The organism is Pelagibius sp. Alg239-R121, from assembly GCF_947331435.1.
GTDB lineage: Bacteria > Pseudomonadota > Alphaproteobacteria > Kiloniellales > Kiloniellaceae > Denitrobaculum.
In genome coordinates this window covers 1-24,827 of record NZ_CAMZOF010000015.1, presented here as the reverse complement: position 1 = coordinate 24,827, position 24,827 = coordinate 1, and the positions used below count along the sequence as shown (strand labels likewise).

Annotated in this window: 18 protein-coding genes; 7 read left to right on the top strand and 11 right to left on the bottom strand. The window is 58.3% G+C overall.

The window, feature by feature from the left end:
* From QMZ18_RS34060 to QMZ18_RS34040, 5 genes are all read right to left on the bottom strand, one after another.
* Complete coding sequence (locus QMZ18_RS34060; protein ID WP_282610909.1) at positions 1-897, bottom strand: ABC transporter permease; 897 nt, start codon at positions 895-897, stop codon at positions 1-3.
* Positions 894-1,853 carry an ABC transporter permease gene (locus QMZ18_RS34055; RefSeq protein WP_282610908.1) on the bottom strand — a complete coding sequence of 320 codons (960 nt, stop codon included), beginning with the start codon at positions 1,851-1,853 and terminating at the stop codon, positions 894-896. Before QMZ18_RS34055 ends, QMZ18_RS34060 begins: the two co-directional genes overlap by 4 nt.
* A 51-nt stretch (positions 1,854-1,904) precedes the next feature.
* Entirely contained in the window at positions 1,905-2,744 is an 840-nt protein-coding gene (locus tag QMZ18_RS34050) for a phytanoyl-CoA dioxygenase family protein (RefSeq protein WP_282610907.1), read from the bottom strand.
* A 122-nt stretch (positions 2,745-2,866) separates the two neighbouring features.
* A complete protein-coding gene (locus tag QMZ18_RS34045; RefSeq protein ID WP_282610906.1) occupies positions 2,867-4,348 on the bottom strand; it encodes an ABC transporter substrate-binding protein in 1,482 nt (493 codons plus the stop codon).
* A 338-nt stretch (positions 4,349-4,686) separates the two neighbouring features.
* Positions 4,687-5,634, bottom strand: a complete 948-nt coding sequence (locus QMZ18_RS34040) for a LysR substrate-binding domain-containing protein (protein WP_282610905.1) — start codon at positions 5,632-5,634, stop codon at positions 4,687-4,689.
* A 131-nt stretch (positions 5,635-5,765) separates the two neighbouring features.
* Between QMZ18_RS34040 and QMZ18_RS34035 the strand changes: the two genes are divergently transcribed.
* From QMZ18_RS34035 to QMZ18_RS34010, 6 genes are all read left to right on the top strand, one after another.
* Positions 5,766-7,373, top strand: a complete 1,608-nt coding sequence (locus tag QMZ18_RS34035) for a trimethylamine methyltransferase family protein (RefSeq protein WP_282610904.1) — start codon at positions 5,766-5,768, stop codon at positions 7,371-7,373.
* On the top strand, positions 7,370-8,305 hold the full coding sequence (locus QMZ18_RS34030; RefSeq protein WP_282610903.1) for a ketopantoate reductase family protein: 936 nt from the start codon (positions 7,370-7,372) through the stop codon (positions 8,303-8,305). Before QMZ18_RS34035 ends, QMZ18_RS34030 begins: the two co-directional genes overlap by 4 nt.
* Positions 8,306-8,596: 291 nt before the next feature.
* Positions 8,597-9,493, top strand: coding sequence for a LysR family transcriptional regulator (locus tag QMZ18_RS34025; protein ID WP_282610902.1), 897 nt, complete (start codon positions 8,597-8,599; stop codon positions 9,491-9,493).
* A 342-nt stretch (positions 9,494-9,835) separates the two neighbouring features.
* On the top strand, positions 9,836-10,876 hold the full coding sequence (locus tag QMZ18_RS34020) for a TRAP transporter substrate-binding protein (RefSeq protein ID WP_282610901.1): 1,041 nt from the start codon (positions 9,836-9,838) through the stop codon (positions 10,874-10,876).
* A gap of 49 nt (positions 10,877-10,925) precedes the next feature.
* Complete coding sequence (locus QMZ18_RS34015; RefSeq protein ID WP_282610900.1) at positions 10,926-11,483, top strand: TRAP transporter small permease; 558 nt, start codon at positions 10,926-10,928, stop codon at positions 11,481-11,483.
* Positions 11,480-12,748, top strand: coding sequence for a TRAP transporter large permease (locus QMZ18_RS34010; RefSeq protein ID WP_282610899.1), 1,269 nt, complete (start codon positions 11,480-11,482; stop codon positions 12,746-12,748). Before QMZ18_RS34015 ends, QMZ18_RS34010 begins: the two co-directional genes overlap by 4 nt.
* A 19-nt stretch (positions 12,749-12,767) precedes the next feature.
* Here the strand turns inward: QMZ18_RS34010 and QMZ18_RS34005 are convergent, their stop codons facing one another.
* The 6 genes from QMZ18_RS34005 to QMZ18_RS33980 all read right to left on the bottom strand — a co-directional run bounded on the left by QMZ18_RS34005 (position 12,768) and on the right by QMZ18_RS33980 (position 18,335).
* Positions 12,768-13,895 carry a dimethylsulfoniopropionate demethylase gene (locus QMZ18_RS34005; protein ID WP_282610898.1) on the bottom strand — a complete coding sequence of 376 codons (1,128 nt, stop codon included), beginning with the start codon at positions 13,893-13,895 and terminating at the stop codon, positions 12,768-12,770.
* Between the two features lie 28 nt (positions 13,896-13,923).
* Positions 13,924-14,280 carry a hydroxyisourate hydrolase gene (locus tag QMZ18_RS34000; RefSeq protein ID WP_282610897.1) on the bottom strand — a complete coding sequence of 119 codons (357 nt, stop codon included), beginning with the start codon at positions 14,278-14,280 and terminating at the stop codon, positions 13,924-13,926.
* 7 nt (positions 14,281-14,287) lie between these two features.
* Positions 14,288-16,033 (bottom strand): thiamine pyrophosphate-binding protein, encoded by a 1,746-nt coding sequence (locus QMZ18_RS33995; protein ID WP_282610896.1) that lies wholly within the window; start codon positions 16,031-16,033, stop codon positions 14,288-14,290.
* Entirely contained in the window at positions 16,030-17,175 is a 1,146-nt protein-coding gene (locus QMZ18_RS33990) for an alpha-hydroxy acid oxidase (RefSeq protein ID WP_322097590.1), read from the bottom strand. The genes QMZ18_RS33995 and QMZ18_RS33990 overlap by 4 nt, the downstream gene beginning before the upstream one ends.
* 553 nt (positions 17,176-17,728) lie before the next feature.
* Entirely contained in the window at positions 17,729-17,932 is a 204-nt protein-coding gene (locus tag QMZ18_RS33985) for a hypothetical protein (protein ID WP_282610895.1), read from the bottom strand.
* 226 nt (positions 17,933-18,158) lie between these two features.
* Complete coding sequence (locus QMZ18_RS33980; protein WP_282610894.1) at positions 18,159-18,335, bottom strand: hypothetical protein; 177 nt, start codon at positions 18,333-18,335, stop codon at positions 18,159-18,161.
* Positions 18,336-18,816: 481 nt separating this feature from the next.
* Between QMZ18_RS33980 and QMZ18_RS33975 the strand changes: the two genes are divergently transcribed.
* On the top strand, positions 18,817-24,827 hold a 6,011-nt coding region (locus QMZ18_RS33975), incomplete at its 3' end, for an RHS repeat-associated core domain-containing protein (protein ID WP_282610893.1).

The window sequence follows — 24,827 nt, the reverse complement described above, 5'->3', positions numbered from 1 at the left end:
TCACAGCGGAGCCTTCTGGGCGCGGTCTATTCCCATTGCTTTGGCTAAAGCATCGGCCGTGAGATTTATCCCGATAATGAGTGAACTGAGTCCGACGACCGGTGCGAGCGCGGCCCAGGGCGCGAAGGACATGAAACCGCGCGAGTCCGAGATCATCAAACCCCAGTCCGGCGTTGGTGGGGAAACGCCGAAACCCAGGAACGACAGCGAACTGAAGGCCAGCAACATCCAGGACCAACGCATCGCGCCCTCGACCATAAGGACATCCAGTACGTTGGGCAGCAGTTCGCGTCCGATAATGGTCATTTTACGTTGACCGCGCGCCCTTGCGGCTACGACGAAGTCGCGGGCCACCACGTCGTGGGTGGCGGCGCGGGCAATGCGGATCACCGGGATGCCGTAAAAGAAGCCGAGGGTCGGGATCAGAACCTGAGAGCTTGAGCCGAAAATCACCACGGCCAGGAGCATCACCAGTATCCAGGGAAGAGACAGAAAAGCATCGACCACACGCATAAGCACATCGTCGAACCGTCCGCCCAACAAGCCGAACAGGACACCGAGAAAGCCGCCCCAGGTGACGGCGATCGGAGTCGCTATCGCAGTCACCATCAAGGCTTCGCGTCCCCCCAGCAGCGTGCGCGTAAAGATATCCCTGCCCAGATGGTCGGTGCCGAACCAATGCTCCGCGCTTGGCGCCTGCAGCATCAGCTGGGCGCTTACTTCCTTGTAGTCGTAGGGCACGAAGAAGGGGGAGGCGATGGCCAGGAATATGTGCAGCACGACGAGGCCGAAGCCGATCAAGCCGGAAGGGCGGGACACGATGTCGCCAATGACAACAGCCGCGCGTACCAAAAGCGGTTTTTGTCCTGCAACTGCCGTATCTGAGAGGCTGGTCATGATTTCCTTGTGTGCAGCGTGCGCAAGCGCGGGTTGGCGATCATCGTGAGGAGGTCCGCGGACAGGTTAACGCCGACGTAGATCAATGCCAGGATCAGCGCGATGGCCTGTACGACCGGCAGATCGCGGTCGGAGATCGCGTCGATCATCAAGCGCCCCAGGCCCGGATAGTTGAACACAACCTCGATCACGACCACGCCGCCCAACAGCCAGGCAACCGTCAGGGCGATGACATTGATTGCAGGCAGCAGGGCGTTTGGGAGGACGTGCCGGAAGACCATTTGCCAGTAAGGCACACCCTTCAGACGCGCCATCTGAACGTAGTCGCTGGCCATGACCTCGATGACGCTGGTCCGCACCATGCGCAGCATGTGGGCGGTCATTACCATGGAGATGGCGATGATCGGCAAAATCACTTCAGGCAGAAGCTGCGAGATCGGTGCGTGTGCCGGGGCGATAACGATGCCCGGCAGCCACCCCAGCCAGACGCTGAAAATGAGAATCAGCACGGTCGCGCTGACGAACTCGGGTATGGTCATGGCGAAAATCGCGATGGTGGAGATCCAGAGGTCGAGCTGCCGGTCGCGCCATAGTGCTGTGACGATGCCAAGAAAGATCGCCAATGGGATCCCGATAATCAATGAGGCCAGGGCGAGGACCAGCGAGTTGCGCAGTCTGGTGCCGACCATGTCGGCGATTGACTTCGTGCCGTTGGCCGAGACCCCGAAGTCACCCTGCAATGCCCTGCCGGCCCAGTCGAAATAACGCACTGCCGCCGGCCGGTTCAGGCCAAGGTCGTTGCGGCAGTTTTCGAGCCGCTTGCCTTCCGCTTCCCGCTCGAGGAAAGCGGTGCAGGAGTCGCCGGGCAGTGCTTCGACAGAAACGAAGATGATGCCTGAAACCAACCCTATGGTGATCAGGCCAAGGAACAGGCGGCGCAGAAGCAGCTGGATCATGCCTTGGCCTTTCTAATCGGGCCTTTCCGGTTCGCGCACATTTTCACCGGCTCAGGACACATCTCTAAAATTGACGGCGGCTTTGTCTTCTAGAATTTCTTCATGCAGTAACAAGTCTGCTGGATCGAAATCGCGCGCCGGTGCGGCAAAGTGGATAAAGTTTCGCACCCGGTCGGCGCCGCGCACCAGAAGGGCATAGTCCCGGGCACCGACTTCTTGGCGGACGCTCGGATTGACATAACGGATCGCCACACCGATGCGCCGGTCCGAAGATTGGTTCGGCCCCGAGGAATGGAACATCAAGCCGTGATGAAGCGAAAGCTGTCCCGGGGCGAGCTCGATGTTTGTCGCATGCTCCTCCTTGACCTCGACCGCAATCTCCTGCCCACGGGAAAGCAGATTGTTCTCGGAATAGGTGTCTCTATGCGGAACGACGGCGTTCTTATGGGATCCGGCCACGAACCGCATACAGCCCGAAACGGGTGTTGCGGGCGAGAGCGCCAGCCAGGCCGTAACCTGATCTGACGTTTCTCCCAAACCCCAGTAGGTCAGATCCTGGTGCCAGGTGACGATTTTGCCGTCGCCTGGTTCTTTGATGAAGAAAGAAATGCCCCATGCCAACAAGTCGGGACCTAGGAGGCTTTCGACGGCATCCAGGATGCCGCGGTGGCTGCAGAGCTGCGCAGCAAGCGGCAGAACGACGTTTGCCGATCCGCCGAGCAGATAGCGGCCGATCGCATGCTCGTGATTTTCCTCGCTGTAACGCTGCTCGATGGTTTCGAGCTCTCTGCGGTAATGTCTAATCTCTTCGTGGCCCATTGCCTCGACAGGAAAGAGAAAACCGTCGCGATGGAATTGCTCTATCTGTGCAGCCGTCAATGTAGCGGTCATCGAATTTTCCACGCGCACGAAAGGGTTGGCACCGCGTCTCGTCTGGTAGTTTGCAGGATCCGGCCGAACCACTGCATCTCGATACCTAGGTTCAGCCGGATCAATAACGCCAGTCTACAATGTCAATCCACGGTGATCATATGCCAGCGTACCGCGTCGTTGACCACCGCATCCAGGTTCTTCACCCGGGCGGTTGTGCCCACAAGCTTATTGACGTGATAGGGGACCAGCGTTCCGCCTTCGTCGAACAGTTGCTCCTGAACCTTGATGTACAGAGCCCGTCGCTTGTTGAAGTCGAGTTCACGTCTCGCGGCAGCCAGCGTTCCGTCGAAATCCTTGTTGTCCCAATAGGATTCGTTCCAGGGTGCGCCACCCAGATAGGCCTCATGCAGGATCTGGTCGGCAGGCCGTTGGTTCCATCGGGTCATGGCGACGGATTTCTTGCGCCAGACGTCGCTCCAGTAACCGTCGGTCGGCGCCAGAACGATGTTGACCTTGATCCCGGCGGGGGCAACCTGCTGCTGATAGGCTTCGGCGAGGGTCACCCAGCTTGGCTCGAGACTGCTGGCGTGGATATCGAATTCGATCCCGTCCGGATGCCCGGCTTCGCTCAACAAGCGTTTCGCTTCCTCGATGTTCTGAGGGCAGGTGAGCTCTGCACGGTACTGATCCGTCGGTCCAGCCGGTGTATCGCAGCTGGCAACACCGCCACCGCCAAGAACGAGGTCGACCAGGCCTTGGCGGTCGGCTGCAACACGCACAGCCTTTCGGACGCGTGCATCGTCGAACGGAGGAACATCGGTGCGAAAGACGATACCGCGCCAGTTTCCGGTCGGAATGTCCTGCAGGGCGAATTTATCGCTCTTTTCGAACAGCACGCGCTGTTGTTCCGTCACGCCCCTCAGCATGTCGATCTGGCCGCCCAGCAATGCCTGCAGACGGGCCTGGCCGTCCGAGATGCCGATGATCTCCATGCTCGCGACACCCGGTGCGCCTTCCCAGTAGTCCGGGTTCGCCGCCAGGGTTGTCGTTCCCTCAGCGTCGAACGTGACGACTTTAAAAGGGCCGGTGCCAATGCCGCTTGTCGCGATCGCATCGCCCGATCCACTGGGGATCATCCGCAGACGATAGTCCATAAGCTGCAGCGGCAAGTCGGCGTACGGCGCCGACAAGATCATCTTGATGCTGTTTCCCTCTGCGGTCTCGATTTTTTCGACCATCTTAATGGTCGAAGCCGCCGGAGAATCCAATTCCGGATCTTGCACGCGTCCAAGCGAGTAAATGACGTCTTCGGCATCAAAGGCCGTGCCGTCATGAAATTTCACACCCTCGCGCAGCTCGAACGTCCATTCCGTCGCCTCGGCATTGGAGGTCCAGCTTACCGCAAGGTCTGGTGTCGGTTTACCGTCGAGACCGGGCCGAACCAGGCGGTTCATGATTTTTTCGGTGATCTGGAAAACCCGGCCCTTTGAAATCGGGTCGAGGCTTGAGGCACTTCCGAAGCCCAGCTCGTGAGCCTGGCGGAATGTCCCGCTTGGTTCCGCCAGTGCGGTTGATGCGCCCGCGAGGACGGCGAGAATCGCGTATCCAAGAGTTTTCTGCATGATGTGACTGACCTCCCAATGACGTGCTTTTTGCTTCTTTTTATCTGCGGAACCTTTGCACCGCGAATACCGCGTTTCTCTGGTTCCGCATGGCAAAGAGTTTCAAGTGGCCGACCCTGCTGACAAACGACAATTCCTCATCCTATGGATAAAAAAATTACCATCCGTTCAGGTTCGCCAGATTGCTGGAATCCTGATTGCAAAGTCTAATGAGCAGTCTATGCATAGCACAAATAGAATTATTTGCGTGATTCATCCAAATTTCATATATTCCGGAACCGAGATTGACCGAATTTCACTGAAAAGGTGAAATCGTGAATCTGCTTCTGGTCCTTCAGCTAAAGGCCGGAACCAGCGCCTGTCTTGTTGGGTGTTTTCGCAAAAGACATAATGGCTCGGTAGGCTTCTGCCTCACGTTCAAACCATTCGCAGACCGCCGCGATTTCACGGCTTTCGCGCACACCAGGCCGAGTTAGGAGAAAGAACGACCTGGTCGGCGCCAACTCGATTTCGAATGGCCTCAGTAACTGCCCCGTCTCGATCTCTCTCTGGACAAAAGGGAAGATCCCGAGCGCGACGCCCTGCCCATCGATCGCGGCCTGGACGACGACGTTCGAATCTTCAATGACCGTTTCTTCGGCAAACGCCAGCCCAGGCAGTTTCGCAAGGTCAAGCCAGGCGTTCCATTCCGTACGATCGTATTGATGCAGAATCGGAAAGCGCTCTAAATCGGCGGGCTTGGTGATGCCACCGCGTTCTTTCACCAAATCTGGGCTGACCACAGGAGCGTAACGGATGTCGAGGAGCCGCTGTGATTCAAGCCCTGCCCAATCGCCACGGCCCCAATCGACGGCAATTGCGGTGGTCATGTTCGCAGAACTGGTGATCCGTGGGCCGTGATGCAGGATCAACTCGATATCCGGGTGCCTCCGGCGAAATCCTGCCAATCTTGGGATCAGCCAGCGCGATGCGAAGATCGGCCCCACTGCCAGCGTCACCGATTTTTTTGAGGTCGCCACATGGCTCTCGATCTCGGCGCTGATGGAATCGAATGCCGTCTTCACGACCCGGCTGAGCGAAAGTCCGGTGTCGGTTAAGACGACCTGTCGGGTCTTGCGCACGAACAACAGACAACCCCAGTCCCGTTCCAGCTGACGGATCTGATTGCTGACGGTTGTTGCGCTGACACAGAGCTCATCGGCGGCCTCTTTGAAGCTTTGTAGGCGGGCCGCAGCTTCGAAGGTGCGCAAGGCGTTGAGGGGAAGACGCTGCCGTTTCCGTCGCATGGGCCAGATCTCGAATTTATGGGGCCAGTTTTCTTTATGTGTAAATCTTGTATTTGTCGTTTGTCGACTGCTTTCGGTCCGATGATGATTTCGATCGGACCTGTAAGTTTGAGAAACCGCGGGAAATAGCGATGCCGATCCGGCCAGAGATGATTGTCGAAAGACCACAGGATGCCGATGCTGTGAAGCCAAAGGCGAGACGCGGCCGCAAAACCAGGGCCAAGGCGCGGGCTGAAGGAACAGATCAGCAGAGGTCGCCCGTTTGGCCGGGGATGATTGGCGGTCAGTATCAGCCCTTGAAGGCCACTGATATCGCCAAAATCCACGAAGCTATTCTGACGATCCTCGAAACCACCGGCCTATCCGAGGCGCCGGATGAGATGATCGCGCGGGTTACGGCGACCGGTGGACGGGCGACCGACGCTGGACGCCTGACTTTCCCGCGCGGGCTGGTCGAGCGGGCGCTTGCCGGCTTGCGGCGCGGCTTTGTTCTGCATGGGCAGAAACCAGGCTGTGAGATGGATCTTTCGGGTAAGCGCGTGCACATGGGCTCCGGAGGTGCTTCGCCCAATATCATTGACCTTGAAAGCGGGCGATATCGTGGATCGATGCTGCGTGATCTCTACGATGCCGCGCGTCTGGTCGATGCCCTGCCGAACATTCACTTCTTCAGCCGTTCGCTGGTGGCACGCGACATGCCGGATGCTCTGTCGCTGGACTTGAACACGGCTTACGCGAGCCTTGCGGGCACTGCCAAGCACGTTTGCGTCAGTGTCTCTGAACCGGCCTATGTCAGCGAAATTGCAGCGCTGTGTTTTGAGATCGCCGGATCGAAAGAGGCCTTCGTCGAGCGGCCGTTCCTTTCCATAAACATCAACCATGTCATTCCACCGATGCGCTTTGCCGGCGACGCCTGTGCTGTCATGGAGCAGGCAGTGTCGCTGGATATTCCAGTCCATGCCAACTCAATCGGACAGTCTGGTGCCTCAAGTCCCGTCAGCATGGCAGGATCCGTGGTTCAGACCGTGGCGGAGACGCTCGCCGGTATGGTATTCGCATGGCTGGTAAATCCCCGGGCGCGCGTTATCTTCGGCGCCAAACCGATGATCACTGATCTGCGCACCGGCGCCATGACCGGCGGCGGAGGAGAACAGGCGACCCTGATGGCGGCAGCGGTCCAGATGGCGCAGTACTACGACCTGCCCAATGCCTCAATCGCGGGTGCGACCGACAGCAAGATTCCAGATGCTCAGAGCGGCTACGAGAAGAGCCTGTCGGTAACACTTGCCGCGCAGGCGGGCAGCAACATGATCACTCAGGCTTGTGGTATGCAAGCCAGCCTGATGGGCTGCTCCTTCGAAAGCTATGTGATCGACAATGACATGCTCGGTGGTATCTTGCGTGCGATCTCCGCGATCGAAGTCAATGCGGAAACTCTCTCCGCAGAGGTGATCGATGAGGTGGTCAAAGGCGACGGTCACTATCTTGGCAATATTCAGACACTGGAACGCATGGAAACAGACTTTCTCTATCCCCAGGTTGCTGACAGATGCTCACCGGACGACTGGGAAAGAAACGGGGCGCGCGACATTCGTCAACCCGCACGTGATCTGGCACGCGAGATTCTTTCAAGTCATTTTCCAAAGCATATCGATGACGTGACTGACGATGTTTTGAGAGCGAGGTTTGATATCAGGTTGCCGAAGGAAACGATGATGCCTCAAAAGGTGGGCGCATGAAGGTGGCCGTAATAGGTGCTGGCGCCATGGGGTCGATTTATGCCGGGCTGCTGGCTGACGCAGGAAATGACGTCTGGGCCATCGACCTTTGGCGGGAGCATCTCGACTCCATTCGAACGTCGGGATTACGGGTGGAGGGCGCAAGCGGTGACCGGCTCGTAAAATCGCTTCACGCCACCGATGATCCGGCTGATGCAGACCACTGTGATCTTTACATCATCGCGACCAAAGCGGCTGGCGTAGGGGCGGCGGCCCGTTCGATCGCGCCGCTCCTGCAACCACAGTCCCTGGTTCTGACCATCCAGAACGGTCTGGGTTCGGGTGAGCGGATCGCGGAACACCTACCGGTTGCCAATGTATTGCTGGGTGTTGCAGACGGCTTTGGAGCCTCCATGAAGGGACCGGGGCATGTGCATCACAATGCGATGAATCTGATCCGCATCGGCGAAATGCAAGGCGGTCTCAGCGAGCGTTTGGAGACCGTGGCCAGCATCTGGAGAGACGCCGGCTTTAACGTCAGAGCCTTTGCGGACATCAATCAGTTGATTTGGGAAAAATTCATCTGCAACTGCACCTTCAGCGCACCCTGTACCGTCTTCAACTGTACTTTGGGCGAGCTGATGAGCGAACCCCGGCGTTGGAAGATTGCGCTTGGTTGTACCGAGGAGGTCTTTGCGCTCGGACAGGCCATGGGCATTGCCTTCGCCTTCGAGGACCCAATTGCTTATGTCACTGCATTTGGTACGAAAATGCCGGACGCCCGTCCGTCGATGCTGCTGGATCACCATGCTTTCCGCCCATCTGAGATCGATGCCATCAACGGAATGGTACCCGTGCTCGGGGAGCAACTGGGCATTGCGACGCCATACAACGAAGTTTTGACCGAGATCGTCAGAGCGCGCGAGGCGACGTTCGTGCTCCAGAGCCAATAAAGATCGAACAGTCCCAGGGCCGCGTTACTTTGTGTTGGGGACTTGCGGTAGTCTCAAGTACCGAAACGCTTGATTGCAGCGTCGCTGGTGCCCTGCTTTGTCTCTCGTTCTCACATGACCAAGACTTGGCATCAGCTATTGGGGAAGATATCGAACAAGGAGCGATTCGACCCTCAATAAAGGTTGTGTCGGAAATATTTATCCAGAAGCTTGCATAGCAATTTCTTGCCAAATCCCCCGACGAATTTGATAATTCTATGAATGGGAAGTCAATTTAGGGTTGGGGTAAAGATGAATTTGCGGCAACTGGAAGCTTTTCGCGCGACCATCGAATCCGGCTCGATCACGGGGGCTGCGGACCTTTTGCATATCTCTCAACCCAGCGTCAGCCGGTTGATCGGCGATTTGGAGCGCTCGGTGGGCTTTCCACTTTTCATTCGCGCCGGACGCGGCTTGGTCTCGACGGTGGAGGCGCGGCGTTTCTATCAGGCGGTCGAGAGCATGTTTATCGGGACCGATCGCCTGAAGGAGTTGGCCGATACCATTCGCACGACGGCCGGCGGCGTGGTTTCGGTCGGCGTGATTCCTGCCTTTTCCTATATTGTCATGCCGGAAGCCGTGGGCGAACTCTACGAAAACCGGCCGGATGTCCGGATCATGGTCTACACCCGCAATACACCCTCGATCGTCGATGCCGTGCGCATGCTGCAGTTCGATCTCGGGATCGTCGGGCGGTCGCCGCCCTATGACGGCGTCGAAGTGCTGTTTCAGACCGCGGTTCCCTATGTCTGCTTGTTGCCCGAGACACATGCGCTGGCCAGCGGTAAAGGCGATGTAGATTTGGAGGAAATTGCAGGGACGGAGACCTTTGTGACTTTCGGTGGCGCTTATCCAGATGAGATGCTGGATATTGATCACCAGCTTTCGGCCAGGTTACGCCAGAGCTCGCGCCTCAGTGCAGCTAACATGCCCGTCGCGGCATCTCTGGTGCGCGGGACCGGTGCGCTGGGCATCGTCGATCCTTATTCGGCGAAGATTGCGCAAAAGCTTGGCGGTGTCGTCAGTCGCCCGATCCGCCAGAGCCTCAAATACAACATAGCGATTGTGACGAAGGGCCTGGATACGCTCTCTCTGGAGGCAAAAGAGCTCGCCGAGCTTTTTATTGAAAAACTTGCCAAACGCGATTGATCAGACCGCATCTCCCGCCAGCAATTCTATACAGCCTTCCAGAGAAGTTAAGCGTCAGCGCGGCGGGTTCTCAGCTGCTTTCGGTTCAGGCTGTTCGGCAGACGGACCCCGCAACTGGCAACACAACCCTGCAGGATTGATTGAGTCATAGAATTTTCGAATGAAAACAGGAAACAATTCTATTTGTTTAATGTCTCCTTTCCTCATAATTTTTAGCGATAGCATGCTGCATTCGAGGCTTTTGAAAGACATAAGAATTAAGCGAAGCCTCTGTACGCCCGGGAATCTTGATGGGCGGTTCTACGTGAAACACACCTGCAGCGTGTCACGGAGGTAATTCATATGCATGACCGTCAGACCAAATTGCGTGGTGCGTTATCACGCCTGTTCTCCCTTCTTTTGTGTGCCACGGTTTCTGCCAGCGCTGGAACGATTTCCAGTGCGGCCGCGGCCGAAGAAATCGTTGCCCGGCTCTCCTATCATTGGAGCCCGACTCATCATAGCGCCATTCATGCGAAGATGTTTGCCGATGAGGTGAACCGGCGTGCCGAAGGACGCCTGCGGATCGACACCTTTCCGTCGGGACAGTTGTTCGGCATTCGTGAAGTCTTTGCCGCGGTGGCTGCGGGTTCGGTTGAACTCGGCGGGATTGTCGGGATCGTCAGCTTCCCGCCACTCAACAAGAATTACAACGTCGCCGCCTATCCGGGACTCTTTCGATCCTATAAAGAGCAGCGCGACTTCTTCTTGACCTCCAAAGCCGGCATGGAGATTTGGGGCGATATTACCACCAAGTCGAACACCAAACTGCTGATGTTCGACCCGGTAGGACCGGTGATGACCTTCAGTGCCGCAAGAGCGCTCGACAGTGTTGCTGCAATGGAAGGCCTGAAGGCACGTGCGCTGATAAAAAGCGAACGTCCACTTTGGAATGCGCTGGGTGCCAATACCGTGTCTTTGCCGACAGGCGAAGTCTACACATCCTTGCAGACAGGTATGATTGATACGATCAACAGTCCGCCCGGTAGCATCAAGGCCTACAGTTGGTGGGAATATTTGAAATTCGCACAACTTCCCTATCAGTACTTCTCGGACGCCTATGTCATGGCCAACGGAACCTGGTTCAACGGACTGCCTCAGGATCTGCAGGATCTGCTGCTAGAAGTTGGCGCCGAAGTCGGGGCCACGTCGACTGCCAAAATTATGCAGGTCGGCGATGATACACTGCGCGAGTTTGAGGAGCGCGGCGGCGTCGTGACGATGTTGAAAGGGGAGGCCAAAGCTGGTTTCGACAACCTGATGAACGATAAGGTCAAGCCGGATATGGCTGATCTTCTCGACGCTACAGTGTTGGAGGCCGCACAGGCTTTCACGTCCAACTGACACTCTCAAATCTGTGGGACGGCCGTGGCGGGGCAGATGATGCTCCGCCATGGATGACGCCCGGTTTCACGAGATCATCATGACTTGGATTCTGACAGGCTTTCGTACCATAAATGGTGTGATTGCCAGGGCCGCCATGACCCTGGCAATCATCATCATGGCAATCATCGTTGCGGCCTTGAGCGCAAGCGCAGCAACCCGCTACATCTCGGGCACAGGGTACGACTGGCTGATCGAGTTGCCTCCTATTCTTGTTCCCTGGCTGGTGTTTCCGCTGCTCGGACCGCTGCTGCGTTCAGGCCACCATATTCAGGTCGATATCCTGCCAACACTAATAGGTCCGAAAGCCGGCCTCATTCTGCGGCTGCTATGCAATCTGGTGGCCTTGGGCGCTTCGATCATTTTTCTGATCGCCGGCAGTGAGGCCGTCGCATTGTTTAAAATGCTCGGCCAGACAGTCGAACTGGAAATCGAGTTTCCGATCTGGACCATGTATCTCGCATTTCCAGTTGGCTTCGCGATCTTGGCTGCTTTTGCTCTCGAACTGATTCTTGAAACTGTCGCTGAGCTTTCCGGGCGGCCAGCGGAAGATAGGACGCGGGCATGAATGCCGTCGCCATTGCGTTTTCCCTGATCCTTCTGTTCCTTTCAGTACCGGTCTTTCTGGTTTTTGGGCTGGGTGGCTCTATATCGGCAATCTGGGGCTTGAACCTGCCTTGGTCGACTCTGATCCAGGTTGCGTTCGGCTCGATGACCAAACATGTGCTGATTGCCGTACCGCTTTTCATCTTTACGGGCATGGTCATGCTTCGTGGTGGTGCGGCCTCGCGCATGGTGCATTTCGCAACCTCGCTTGTCGGTCACTGGCCCGGCGGGCTTGGCATCGGCATGGTGATCGCAATGGGATTTTTTGCTGCTTTTTGCGGCTCGATTCTGGCGGCAATCACAGCGGTTGGTACGATCATGATGCCGAAGATGATCGAGCAGGGGTATCCGAAACCCTTCGTCATTGTGCTGGCGGCTTCCGCCGCATTGCTCGAATCCCTCATACCACCTTCGAATGCGGCGATCCTGTTCAGCGCCCTGACCAACGTTCCGGTTTCCAAGACCTTTGCGGCTGGTGTCGTGCCCGGCTTCATCCTTTTGGTTCTGATGATTGCGTTGGTTATGTGGAAGTGCCGCAGTATCCGGAATCCCGTTGCGGCATCAGGTCGGGAAAAATGGATTGCGGCGCGCGATGCAGCGCCCGGTCTGGTGACACCGGTGATCATCCTCGGCGGGATCTACGCCGGTCTTCTCACACCTTCGGAATCTGCTGCGGTTGCCGGCATGTGGGCGATCGCAATGGGATTTCTTATCTATCGCGAACTGACCCTCTCTGGACTGATTGATGCCCTGCGCCAGACGGTCGTGGTGACCGCTGTGATCTTCGCGATCATCGCCATGGCAACCTTTCTCTCGGTCGTGCTGACCTATTCGCAGGCACCCCAGGCCATCATCTCCTACTTCACGGAGCTCGGAGGCACGCCGATGATGTTCTGGTTCGCATTGGCTGTGATTTGCCTGATTCTTGGTACCTTTATCGAGATCGTGCCGGTCTTTTATCTGACCGTACCGATCTTTGCTGCGATTACCCTGTCTCTGAATCTCGACATGCTGCACCTCTACGTGGTCTTCGTCGCCTTCGCTGGCATCGGCATGATCACACCTCCCGTCTGTGTGGGGGTCTATACGGCAGCTGGCGTCGTCAAGGAAAGTCCCGAACGGGCTTTCCGAGAGGTGCCGTTGTTCGTGGCTGTCGGAATCCTCTACGGGATTCTGATGATCTTTCTTCCGGCAGCCGCGACCTGGCTACCCGGCGTGCTGAACTGAAGTGCTCGTGCCGCAGCGGCTATTGGACGAAGGGGAGCTTTGATACTTCGCCGGGTCGCACCAATCCATCACTGCTGTGTACAGTGACGGCCCTGCCAGGTTCCCAGTAGCCGCGCTCGATCATAGAGAGGCCGACATTGCACTCGAGGCGTGGCGAGTAGGCCGCGGAGGTGATCTGTCCGATCTGTGGTCCGTCGGGGCCGCCTGCCGTTACCGGCCAGGGTTTTCCGCAAGACGGACAGGGAGCACCCTCGAAGCGCACACCGCGAATAAGGCGCTGCATCCCTTGCTGCTTAACCTCTTGCAGTGCCGCACGACCGACAAAGTCGATTGAGCCGTCGAGAGTGCAATAGACACCAAGGCCGCATTCGAAAGGGTTGTTCTCGCGCGTGAATTCATTGCCGTAAGAGAGTAGGCCACCTTCGATCCGCTCGATCAGATTTGGGCAGCCCGGTGTGATGCCGAATTCGATGCCTGCGTCCCAGACCCGGTCCCATAGAGCCGGACCGAGTGTACCGTCGCGCAGATAGATTTCGAAACCACCCTGCTTGGAATAGCCGGAGCGTGCGATGAGCTGCTGCGTACCCTGGAAGTCAAACCAACCGTAGCGGAAGAATTTAATGTCCCGGATTTCCTCGCCAAATATCTTTACCAGCAGGTCCTCCGCCTTTGGACCCTGTACGGCTAAAGGAGAGACGTCCGGTTCGTCGACGGTCACATCCATGCCGGCACCCAGTGCCAGGCCCTTGGCCCAGAGCATCACGTCGGAATCGGCAATTGACAGCCAGAAATGATCTTCGTCCAGTTTGAGCAACACCGGGTCGTTGATCATGCCTCCGGTTTCGTCGACCAGGGGCACATAGAGACATTGACCGCGTTGTGCCTTCCGCAAGTCTCGGGGAGTCATCCACTGTACCAGCCGTGCCGCGTCCCTGCCCCTGATCTCGACCTGGCGCTGGCACGACACGTCCCAGATCTGAACCTGTTCGCGCAGATGCCAGTAGTCCTCTTCGCGCGAAGCCTGGAAGGCCTTGGGCAACAACATGTGATTGACCACAGAGAAGCCACGCACGCCGTGAGCTTCAACCCGGTCAGTGTAGGGGGTCCGCCGTATGCGGCGGGACATGTTCAGGCCGGATTCAGACACTTCGACTGCTTTCGTTTGGGAGAGAACTTCAGCTCGACCACCAGACGGAATAGCTGTTAGGGGACAGCATTAGCGGAATGTGGTAACGGGCATCCGGGTCGGGCATGGTAAAACGGATCACCACTTCCTTCATGATCTGAAGACCGTCTTGTGGAAGAGACTGGAGCGCGAAATAGGCGCCGGTTTGAAACACCAGTTCGAACTGGGCCTGCCCGTCTTCAGCGGAAAGATTGACCGTTTCCGACAGGCGCCCGCCCTCATCCATGGCGGTTTGAAAGACCGCGGTTCGCTCGCCATTCGCCGCTAGTCTGTAAAGGCCGACGGCGATCCCGCCCGCGTGAGTTCCGTTTACCGAATTCAGGGTATGAGACGAGACGACTGCCATATCGCACCTATTCGATTGATGCCTTGTCGCGCTTGTTGGTGGTCGCCAACACGATGGGGCTTATCACGCCTTTGGCCTTTACATTTAGGCAGGCCGGCTTGCCGCTGGCGATCGCGCGCTGCAGCGCCGGGCCGAGCTGCTCCCGCGTTTCGACCAGTTCGCCATGTCCCCCAAGTCCTTCAAAGAGGCTGTGGAAGGGGATGTCGCGGAAGTCGGTTGCAAAATGTTTGCCGTTTTCGAACAGGCGCTCCTGTTGTTGAGAAATGCAGTCGAGACCGCCATTGTTGTCGACTACGACCACGATGGGTGTGTTCTCCTGAAAGGCCGTTTCGATGCTGAGGCCGCCGGAGAGGAAGGCGCCGTCGCCGCTGATCAGGACAACTGTGCTATCGGGATGCATGTTCTTTGCGGAAAGCGCGAAGGAAACGCCGACTCCCAGCAGGCTGTAGGCCCCCGGATGCATGATTCCTGCAAGCTGCTGTCCCTTCCAGCCCATTAAATTGACCGCAATCTCCGACCAAAAGTGCGTATTGCCCCCATCGAACACCAGCCAGTCGTCCGCGCCCATGGCCGCCTGAACGTCCAGCGACAGCTGCAGGGGATGAATCTTCCCGCCGCCGGCTGTCGCCGCGTCGCTCTCCAGCTTCAGGTCGCTGAGGGTCGCCTCGACCCATTCGCCGCGCTTGGCACGGTTGAGATCGAACCACTGCCGCTCCAGCTCCCACTCACCCCGCGCCTTGAGGGCCGTCAGCGCATCGAAAAAGGCGCCGGGATCGCTCAGCAGCAGATGATCGGCCGCGCGGTTGTGCTCCAGTTCTTCGTGGGATCCGTTGACGCAAACCAGCTGGGTGGTTTCGGGAAACAGCGGGGGATTGCCGAAGTTCATCTGATTGTCGAGCCGCCCGCCGACCATGATGGCGACGTCGGATTCCTGCAGCGCAAACTTCGAAGGAGGGTACTGATGCACATCCGCCAGGCCCATATAGGCCTCGCATTCCTCACCGAGCAGTTTCTGGTGATAGGGAATGTTGAACACCGGAATGTTCAGGCTCTTTCCGGCCTCTTCGAGTTTCGTTTCGTTGTGCGACCACCAGACTCCGTGCCCGCCGATCAGGATCGGCCGCTTGGCGCCCGTGATCAGCGCGAGGAGCGGCTCAAGATCGCGCGGATCCGGCCAGGCGCGCGGCGCGGGTTTGTCGGTCCGCCGGAACGGCCGTTCCTCCCGGCCGATATCCTCGTCATAGGCCGAAAACATGAGGTCGACCGGCAGGCTCAGATGAACCGGTCCGGGGTAGCCGCTGGTGGCGATCTTCCAGGCTCGGTCGACAAATTCTCCGATCCGTGCGCCGTCGGTGACGCTCGCCGAATACTTGGTCAGCGGCGCCGCGATGGCGACATCGTCGATTTCCTTGAAGCCGCCGGATCCCTGTCTTTTCAGTGTGCTGGAACCGGTTATGAATATGACGGGTGAGCGTTCGCCCCAAGCCTCCATCATGGCCGGGACGGCATTGGCGAAGCCTTCGGGCCCCACCAGACAGACCGAAGGTTTGCGTGAGATCCTGGAATGTCCGTCGGCGAGATGCCCGGCGACCTGTTCATGGGGGCAGTTGATGACCGGCATCTGACATTCCATGAAACCTTCGAGCGCCGGATTGCAGAAGCCGCCGGCCAGGGTGAAGACATGCTCGACCCCCTTTTCATGCAGAGCCCGCGCAAGCAGATTGCCGCCACGAATGCGTCGTTTCTCGCTCATCTGCCTTCTACTCTCAATTTACCTATGACGCTGTTGCCGCTTTCAGGGGCGCTATCCGGCGCCGGGGGCAAAAGAGTGGGATCGGCGAGCACCGAAGCGTCCAGTTCGCCAATCGCTTTGCGTCCGATCTGCGCGAGGGTGATGCTGATGTCTTCGGCAATGTAATCGATCAGACTGTCGAGTCCGCGCGCGCCGTCGGCGCCGATCGCATAGATCAGGGGACGGCCCAGCATGACGAAATCCGCCCCTAGAGCCAGAGCCTTCACGATGTCCTCGCCGCTACGCAGGCCGCTGTCGAAAATCAGGGGAGTGTCCGTGCCGATGGCCGCGCGGATTTGGGGGAGGGCGTGAATGGCCGCAGGCGCGCTGTCGAGCTGCCGCCCGCCGTGGTTCGAGACATAGACCGCGTCGGCGCCCGCATCCCGGATTCCGACAGCGTCATCGGGCGACATGACGCCTTTGATGATGAGTTTGCCGTTCCAGCGGTTGCGTAGTGCGTCGAGGAAGCGCCAGTCGGTACCGCCCCGGCTTTCGCTGCGTGCGAAAGCGTTGCTCTTTTGCGCCGTCTCGAAGTTCATCGGTTTCGGCACGCCGGTCATGAGGGTTTGAAGAGACCAGCGCGGATGGCAGGCGAAATCGAGAAACTGCCTCGGGCCCATGCGAAAGGGCACCTGGAAGCCGTTTTTCAGATCGCGGATACGCCGCGAAACCTGCGGCGTGTCGACGGTCAGGACCAAAAACTCATAGCCCGCGCCGGCGGCGCGGTCGACCAGATCGAAGGCTGCCTCACGCGACTGGCCGACGTAGAGCTGAAACCAGGCCTTGCCGCCGGTCAGCCGGTGCATCTCTTCGAGCGTCGTCGAGGCGGCGGAGGATACGCAGAGAGGAATTTCATGCTGAACCGCCGCGGCCGCCAGCATCCTGTCCGCCCCGGGCCAGGTGAGATCGCACATGCCCATCGGCGCGATCCCGAACGGCAGGCTGGTCTCCTTTCCCAGGATAGTGGTATCGAGCCGGCGGTTCTCAACGTTGACCAGCACGCGCGGCTGCAACTGGATGCGCTCTATCTCCCGTTCATTGCGCCGCGTCCCGAATTCGCTGCCAGCCGATCCATCGACGAAATCGAACATCATGCGCGGCATCCGCCGCCGGGCCAGAGTCCGGGCGTCCTGGGTGCAGAAGAGCCGGTGATTTTGGGCTCGAGACTTGGAAATCGGTTTTCTCCGCTACCTTGCTGACATCGCTGAAAAGAAACGCAGTCTTGTCGCTGGAAAGCAGAGTATGAAATTTTCGATTGATAGGACAAATTGAGATATTTTTCCCAATCATCCGAAAATACTATGCGTTGGATCTGACTGATTTTACCGCCGGCAGAAACACTCAACGAACTGCGCGACCCTATGGGAGGAAATCAGGTAACTTCGCGGAGCGCTCTCAAGTTGATCGCTTGAGAGGCCAATCTCTGCTCTTCCTCGATGTAGGGAAATGTGACAGATACCGGCTCGGTGGGGAGTTGGGTGGTGCGGAAAAGCGCAAATTAAGACCTGACCCCACGGTAATCAGATGACTCAGAACAAAGCTCGCTACGTCACCCAGGACCTAGACAGATGGATCGACAGACTTAAGCAGGGGGCGCTGAGAACAAGAACGAATACTACTTGAGCAGGCTACGCGATCAATGTTCCGATTCAACGCCTAAAGGCTCTCCCCGTCATCGCTGGATGCGCCAATCGCCTGATACAAATCGAACAGCGCCTGATGGGCTTTTCCGGCCAATGCCGACCAGTTTTCATTCTCCTGAATGGCCGGGTGCTCCAGCAATTCACGGTCAACCGAGAGCATCAGAAATGAGGACATATGCAAGACCTCATGTGTCAGAAAATTGTTCTTCTTCGTCATGCTTTTCCTTAGTGCCGTTGTCTCCTGCGGCGAGTGTACAGGCTATCGGCTTTGCCGCGTATGACAAGCTTCTCCGCGGCGATGATCTGAAGGCGATCGAGCTCTGGCTGGATGAATGCAGCGGGATTTGTGAGGGGCAGGAGGTCCGCACTTGGCTAATACCAAGGAGCGTTGATAATGACCCATTGAGATTGTCTTCAGGGATCTTCGGAAGGCGTCGAATGACCTAACCGATGCTCTGCATCGCCTGCGTTCCTTCTCCTACCCGAAGGTCCCTGGAGACAACCGGAACGGCGGCTTTGCGCGGTTTTTCGGACTGCGTCCCGCGCGGCTTCCGATGCTCTGCATCGCCGCGCCGCAAGCTCCTAGTCGAAAGCCGTGCAAAGACGTCTCTATGAGTCATTTTCAACGCTCCTTGGTATTAGCTGGCGACGCCGCTGTACCTTAAAGTGAAGACAGTCCGCCTCCCGGTATGGCGTCTGAGCATTCCGCCTACGTTGGATCGTAGTTTTTCTTTCAATTCAACCTTAACAAGTCATTGATTTATGGTCGTTTGGTTGCTTTATCCACAGATAATTATCCTTCTGATGGTTATTGCATCTTGCCGGTGACTTTTTTGTGATCTAACCTAGAGCTGTAAATATGGCTCGGCGCAATCGTCATAAAGTGAAGGAGCGTAATGGGTTACGCTTTTGTTTCGCAATCTTTGCGGGATGCTTTCCTGCGGCCTGATGGCAGGGGTATCTGCCATGGGTGCGAGAATGCGTTGTGTCTGGCTCGTTCGGCGGCGCCGGTTCCTTTGGGAGCCGGCTTTTTTGTGACCTGAAGTCTTTTTCAGGCTTCGGTTTTGTTTGTGTGCGTGGTTTTCCTTGGGGGAATGGCCGATGATTTCGGTATCTCGTCTACTGTCGTTTGGGTCTAAGTCTGCTGCGGGACAGAGGGGTTTGCTGTTTTCGGCGGTTGCCGCGGCATCGCTGCTGATCGGCGGCGCGTCCGCTACGGCACAGACGACGGTCGCGGGCGTGACGCCCGGGGCCATAGCAGTGGATGAAAGCGGCTCGGCCAATTACTCCATTCCTCTTTCGGTGCCGCCCGGTGTGGCGGGCATGGCGCCAAGCCTGTCGCTGATCTACGGCAGCCGGGGCGACAACGGCATCCTCGGGGTCGGCTGGTCGCTGGGCGGCCTCTCGGTGATGCATCGCTGCGGACGCACGATCGCGCAGGATGGGGCGCCGGGTGGCGTTGACTACAGCAGTGATGACCGTTTCTGCCTGGATGGCCAGCGCCTGGTGGCGACCGATGGTGTGTACGGTGCGCACGGCACGATCTACAGCACGGAACTGGCATCCTTCTCCAAGATCGTTTCCTACGGCACAGCAGGCAATGGCCCGGCCACCTTCAAGGTCTGGACCAAATCCGGTCAGATCATGACTTATGGCGATACCGCAGACTCCAAGGTGGAGGTGCCAGGCCAGGCGGACGTGCGCTACTGGTCGGTGAACCGGATCGAGGATCGGGTCGGGAACTATCTGACCCTGACTTATAAGGATGACGACCCGAACGACAGCACGCCGGAAAACACCCACAAGATCACCCGGATCGACTATTCGGGTAACGCGACCGCACAGACCTACCCAAGGGCCTCGGTGCAGTTTGTCTACGAGTCCCGGAACGATACGCGCGTGCACTACATGGCCGGCACAAAGTCCGAAACCGTCGAACGCCTGAAATCGATCGAGACCTATGCCAATCAAATCGCAACCGAGATTCAAGATGGCGGGATCGTCGTTTTGGATCCCGGCGTCTTGGTCAAGCGCTATGACATGGCCTACGAGTATGGGCCGGCCAGCGGCCGTTCGCGGATGACTTCATTGACCGAGTGCGATGCCAGCAACAACTGCCTTGAGCCGCACAGCTTTACCTACAGCGTTCCGCAGGCAGGCAACGTCTATAGCGTCGATGCGGGCTACGTTCCTTTGTCGTTTCTGGAGGATTACAACAAGGCTGAGCGGCGAAGCGATCTGGTCGACGTCAACGGCGACGGCCTGGTCGATATGGTCCTGTCCGACTACCGCCACAGCGGCAGTCTCGATAACTATACCTATCTGAACACCGGCAGCGGCTTTCTGCTCAACAGCGGCTTTGCTCATCCGGACGCGGTCAATGACTACTACAGCATCTCTGCCCCGGGCGGGCGGCGTGGCGAATACGTCGATATCAACGGCGACGGCCTGATCGACTGGATTAAGTCCTACCGCAAGACCAATGGGACCGCGTCCCAGGCCGTTTACAAGAACACGGGGACAGGCTGGGTGCTGGATTCCGGCAATGTCTTCCCGCCCTTCATCTACGATTACCAGGGCACCAACCACGACAAGCACGGCGACTTCATCGACATCAACGGTGACGGCCTGACCGATTACCTCGAGGCGGTCTATCGGGACAACGGCGTCATCCACCAGTACACCTATCTCAGCACCGGAGACAATACGGTCGATAACGGCTGGACGCAGCATGCGGGGTATTCGCATCCCGATGTCATTTATGACCATTACAGCACGAACGGCGGCCAGCGCGGCGAGTTCGTCGACGTTAACGGCGATGGCTTGCCGGACTGGGTGCAGGCCTACCGCAAGAACAACGGCTCCATTCTCCAGAACACCTGGCTGAACACCGGGTCCGGCTGGCAGGTGGCGGACTCTGCCTTTGTGCTGCCGGCGGTGATCTACGATTACGACAACGGCATTCGGGAAAAGCGCGGCGAGTTCATTGACGTCAATGGTGATGGCCTGACCGACTATCTCGAGGCGGTCCATCGCCCCAGTGGCGGCGTCTACCAGAACACCTTCCTGAATACCGGCAAGGGCTGGGTGCTGGATGCCGGTTACGCCCATCCGGACGTGATCCACGATTACTTCAGCAATGGTGGCACCGGACGCGGAACCTTCAGCGATGTCAATGGCGATGGCCTGCAGGATTGGGTGAAGGCCTACTTCAAAAAGAACGGCACTGTGGTCAAGACGACCTGGCTGAACACTGGCAGCGGCTGGCAGGTCGATGCGGATTATCTGCATCCTGATATCATCGAGAGCCACTACGACTCTGTGCCGCAGACCTACGGTGAATTCACCGATATGGACGGCGACGGCCTGCAGGATTGGATGCTTGCGGTCAAGCGGGTGACTGGCTCCTACTATCTCAAGAGCTGGCTCAATAAGACCGGTGTCCCCGATCTCATGATCTCGGCCGAGGACGGCCTGGGCCGGATGGCGGAGATCACCTATAAGCCGCTGACGGACGACAGCGTCTACACCAAGGGCAGTGGGGCGACCTTCCCCGAGTTCGACATCATCGCGCCGATGTACGTTGTGTCCTCGGTGAGCCAGGATGACGGCCAGACCGCCCCTCCCGGCGGCGTCGAGGGCGATGCCGTCATCAACTACACCTATGCCGGGGCCAAGGTCGATGCACAGGGGCGGGGCTTTCTGGGTTTCCGCACGGTGACTGCGCGCGACGAACAGACCGGGATTCTGACCACTACGACCTATAACCAGACCTATCCCTTTACCGGCCAGGTGGACAGCAGTGTCACGCGCCTGGACAACGGCACGGTGGTCGATCTGGTCAAGGAGGTCAGTTCCACCTACGCCAGCAAGCTGATCTTCGACGGGTCGGACCCCGACCCGGCTAAAAACCAGCCGTCCGTTCTGTTCCCCTACGCGGATAACTCGACCTCCAAGGCCTATGAGATTTCGCGCCAAGACCTGCAGAGCAACCAGGTCGCCGGCTTCCTGGTCTCCAACACCACCACGGCCTCGACATACGACGACTACGGCAATGCCACGCTGATCGAGCAGGAAGTGCAGGACGCGGCTGTCGCCTCTGAGACTTACACCACGCGCACCGAAAGCGAATACGACAACGATGAGACCAAGTGGATCCTGGGACGGGTCACCAGCACGACGGTGACCAAGACCCGGCCCGGCGCGGCCAATCAAAGCCGCAAGTCCGCCTGGGAGTACAACGCAACCAACGGCCTGCTGACCAAGGAAATCATCGAGCCGGATATCGCCAGCCTAAAAGTCACCGCCTCTTATACCTACGACGCCTTCGGCAATGAGACCGCAGTCACGGTCAGCGGAACCGGCGTTACCTCCAGATCTTCCACCACCAGCTACGACACGAACGGTCAGTTCCCGCTCTCCAGTGCCAATGCCTTGAGCCACAGCGAAACCATGGTCACCGATGCGCGTTTCGGGGTGGTCACCAGCCTGACCGGCCCCAACGGCATCACCACGACCTGGGAATACGACGGCTTCGGGCGCAAGACCAAGGAACTGCGCGCCGACGGCACCGAAAGCCGGATTACCTATGCCCTCTGCAACACCTCTTGCCAGCCCGGCGCGGTCTACAAGATCACCAGCCAGGATTTCCTGACGGCAGGCGGTACGTCCCTCAACACGCCCTCCGTCCAGTACTACGACAAGATGAACCGTGTGTTCCGCACGGAATCCATCGCCTTCGATAACATCACCAAGATCTACGTGGACACCAGCTACAACCCGCGCGGCGAATCCCACATGGTCTCGCGGCCCTACTTCGCGGGCACCGCCGCACTCGACATCAAGTGGGCCACGACCCACTACGACGATCTTGGCCGGCGCATGAGCGTGATCGCCCCGGACGGCGGCATCCAGGTCTTCGACTACGGCGGACTGACGACAACGGTCAATAACGCCGGCAACCAGGACATGACCAAGACCCAGAACGCCATCGGCGAACTGATCCTCAGTGAGGATCACCTCAATGGCACGGTCAGTTACCTTTACGACGCCTACGGCAATCTGCTTGAGACCAATGCCAACGGCGTGCTCACCACCATGTCCTACGACCAGCGCGGCCGTAAGACCGGCATGGTTGATCCTGATATGGGCGTCTGGTCCTACAGCTACAACGTCCTGGGTGAGCTGGTCTCCCAGACCGATGCCAAGCTGCAGCTCGTCACCATGGCCTACGATGTCCTGGGCCGCATGACCAGCCGCATCGAGACCGAGGGCACCACCAGCTGGACCTACGACAGCGCCACCAAAGGCACCGGTAAGATCCATCAGGTCTCCGGCCCCAACGGCTACCTGGAGGTGGCCAGCTACGACAGTCTGGGACGCCCGGATACCACGACCACGACGATCTCCGGCACCACCTACAACACCTCCCTGACCTACGATGCCCAGGGCCGTCCGGATACCATCACCTATCCTTCCGGCTTTGCGGTGCAGAACAACTACACCGCCAACGGCTTCCTGGGCTCGGTCTCCGAGATCCTGGGCGGCACGGTCTACTGGCAGGCCGACACGGTCGATGCCGAGGGCATGGTGACCCAGGAAACCCTGGGCAACGGGGTTGTCACCAACCGGGCCTATGATGTCGCCACGGCGCTGCTGGATTCCATCCAGACCACCCACAACGGGACAAGCATTCAGAACCTGAGCTTTGTCTTTGATACCCTGGGCAATCTGACCGAGCGCAACGATCTGGCGCGTGATCGCAGAGAAGCTTTTCTCTATGACGGCCTGAACCGGGTGACCTCGACAACACTGACCGATACCAGTTCCTCCACAACCCTCAACACCACGACCTATGCCTATGACAATCTGGGCAACATCACCAACAAGTCGGATGTCGGGGCCTATCTCTACGGTCAGAACGGCGCCGGGCCGCACGCGGTTACCACGGCGGGTGCCAACACCTATAGTTACGATGCCAACGGCAGCATGATCTCGGGGGCCGGGCGGACCACCTCCTGGACCTCCTTCAACAAGCCCCAGGCCATCACTGACAGCCTGACCGGCAATCAGACCACCTTCGTCTACGGCCCCAGCCGGGCGCGCGTCCAGCAGAACGCCCTGACCAATGGCCTGACCACCACGACGGATTACGTCGGCGGTTCCTACGAACGGCGCAGCCGGCTGAACCAGCCGGATGAGCTGGTGCACTACATCCGCGCCGGCGGCGGCACGGTGGCCATCTACACCAAGATCGACGACAGACAGACGCTCACCGACAAGACCCGTTACCTGCACAAGGACCATCTGGGCTCGGTGGAGTCCATCACCGACGAGCAGGGCGTGGTCACCGAGCATCTCTCCTACGACGCCCACGGTAAACGCCGCCTCACCGACTGGCAGGCGGGAACGCCCGCAACACCGGGTGAGACGCCACGCGGCTTTACCGGGCACGAGCATCTGGACGGCGTCGGGCTGATCCACATGAACGGCCGAGTCTATGACCCGACCCTGGGACGCTTTCTCTCCGCTGATCCCAACGTGCAGGCGCCGGACGATACGCAATCCTTCAACCGATACTCCTACGTCAAGAACAACCCGCTCAGCTATACCGATCCATCTGGATTCTTCTTTAAGAAGATCTTCAAAAAGATCGCAAGCGTCTTTAAGAAAGCCTTCAAGGCAGCGGTCTCTTTGGTCAAGAAGGCCTTGCAAAACCAGTTCGTTCAGATCGCTGTCCAGATCGGAATCAACTTTGTTCCTGGCTTGCAAGGTTGGGGGGCGGTGCTTGTGTCAGCCGCCTTCTCGGGACTGGTCACACTTGCCAACGGGGGGGATCTCGGGCAAGCGCTGCTAGCCGCGGGGATAACCGTGGCAACGGCGGTTCTCACAGCGGGTGTCAACAAACTGCCTGGGCTAGATAAGCTCACGGCAAACGCGGTAACTGCCGTCAAGGCTGTTGCCCATGGCGCCATTGGTGGCGTTACGTCGGTTGTGCGTGGCGGAAAGTTTGTCGCGGGCTTTGCGTCGGGTGCCTTCGGCAGTCTTTCAGGCGCGGTTGCTGGACGCTTGGGGTTGGAAGGTCCGCCAGCCATTGCCTTTGCAGCAGTTTC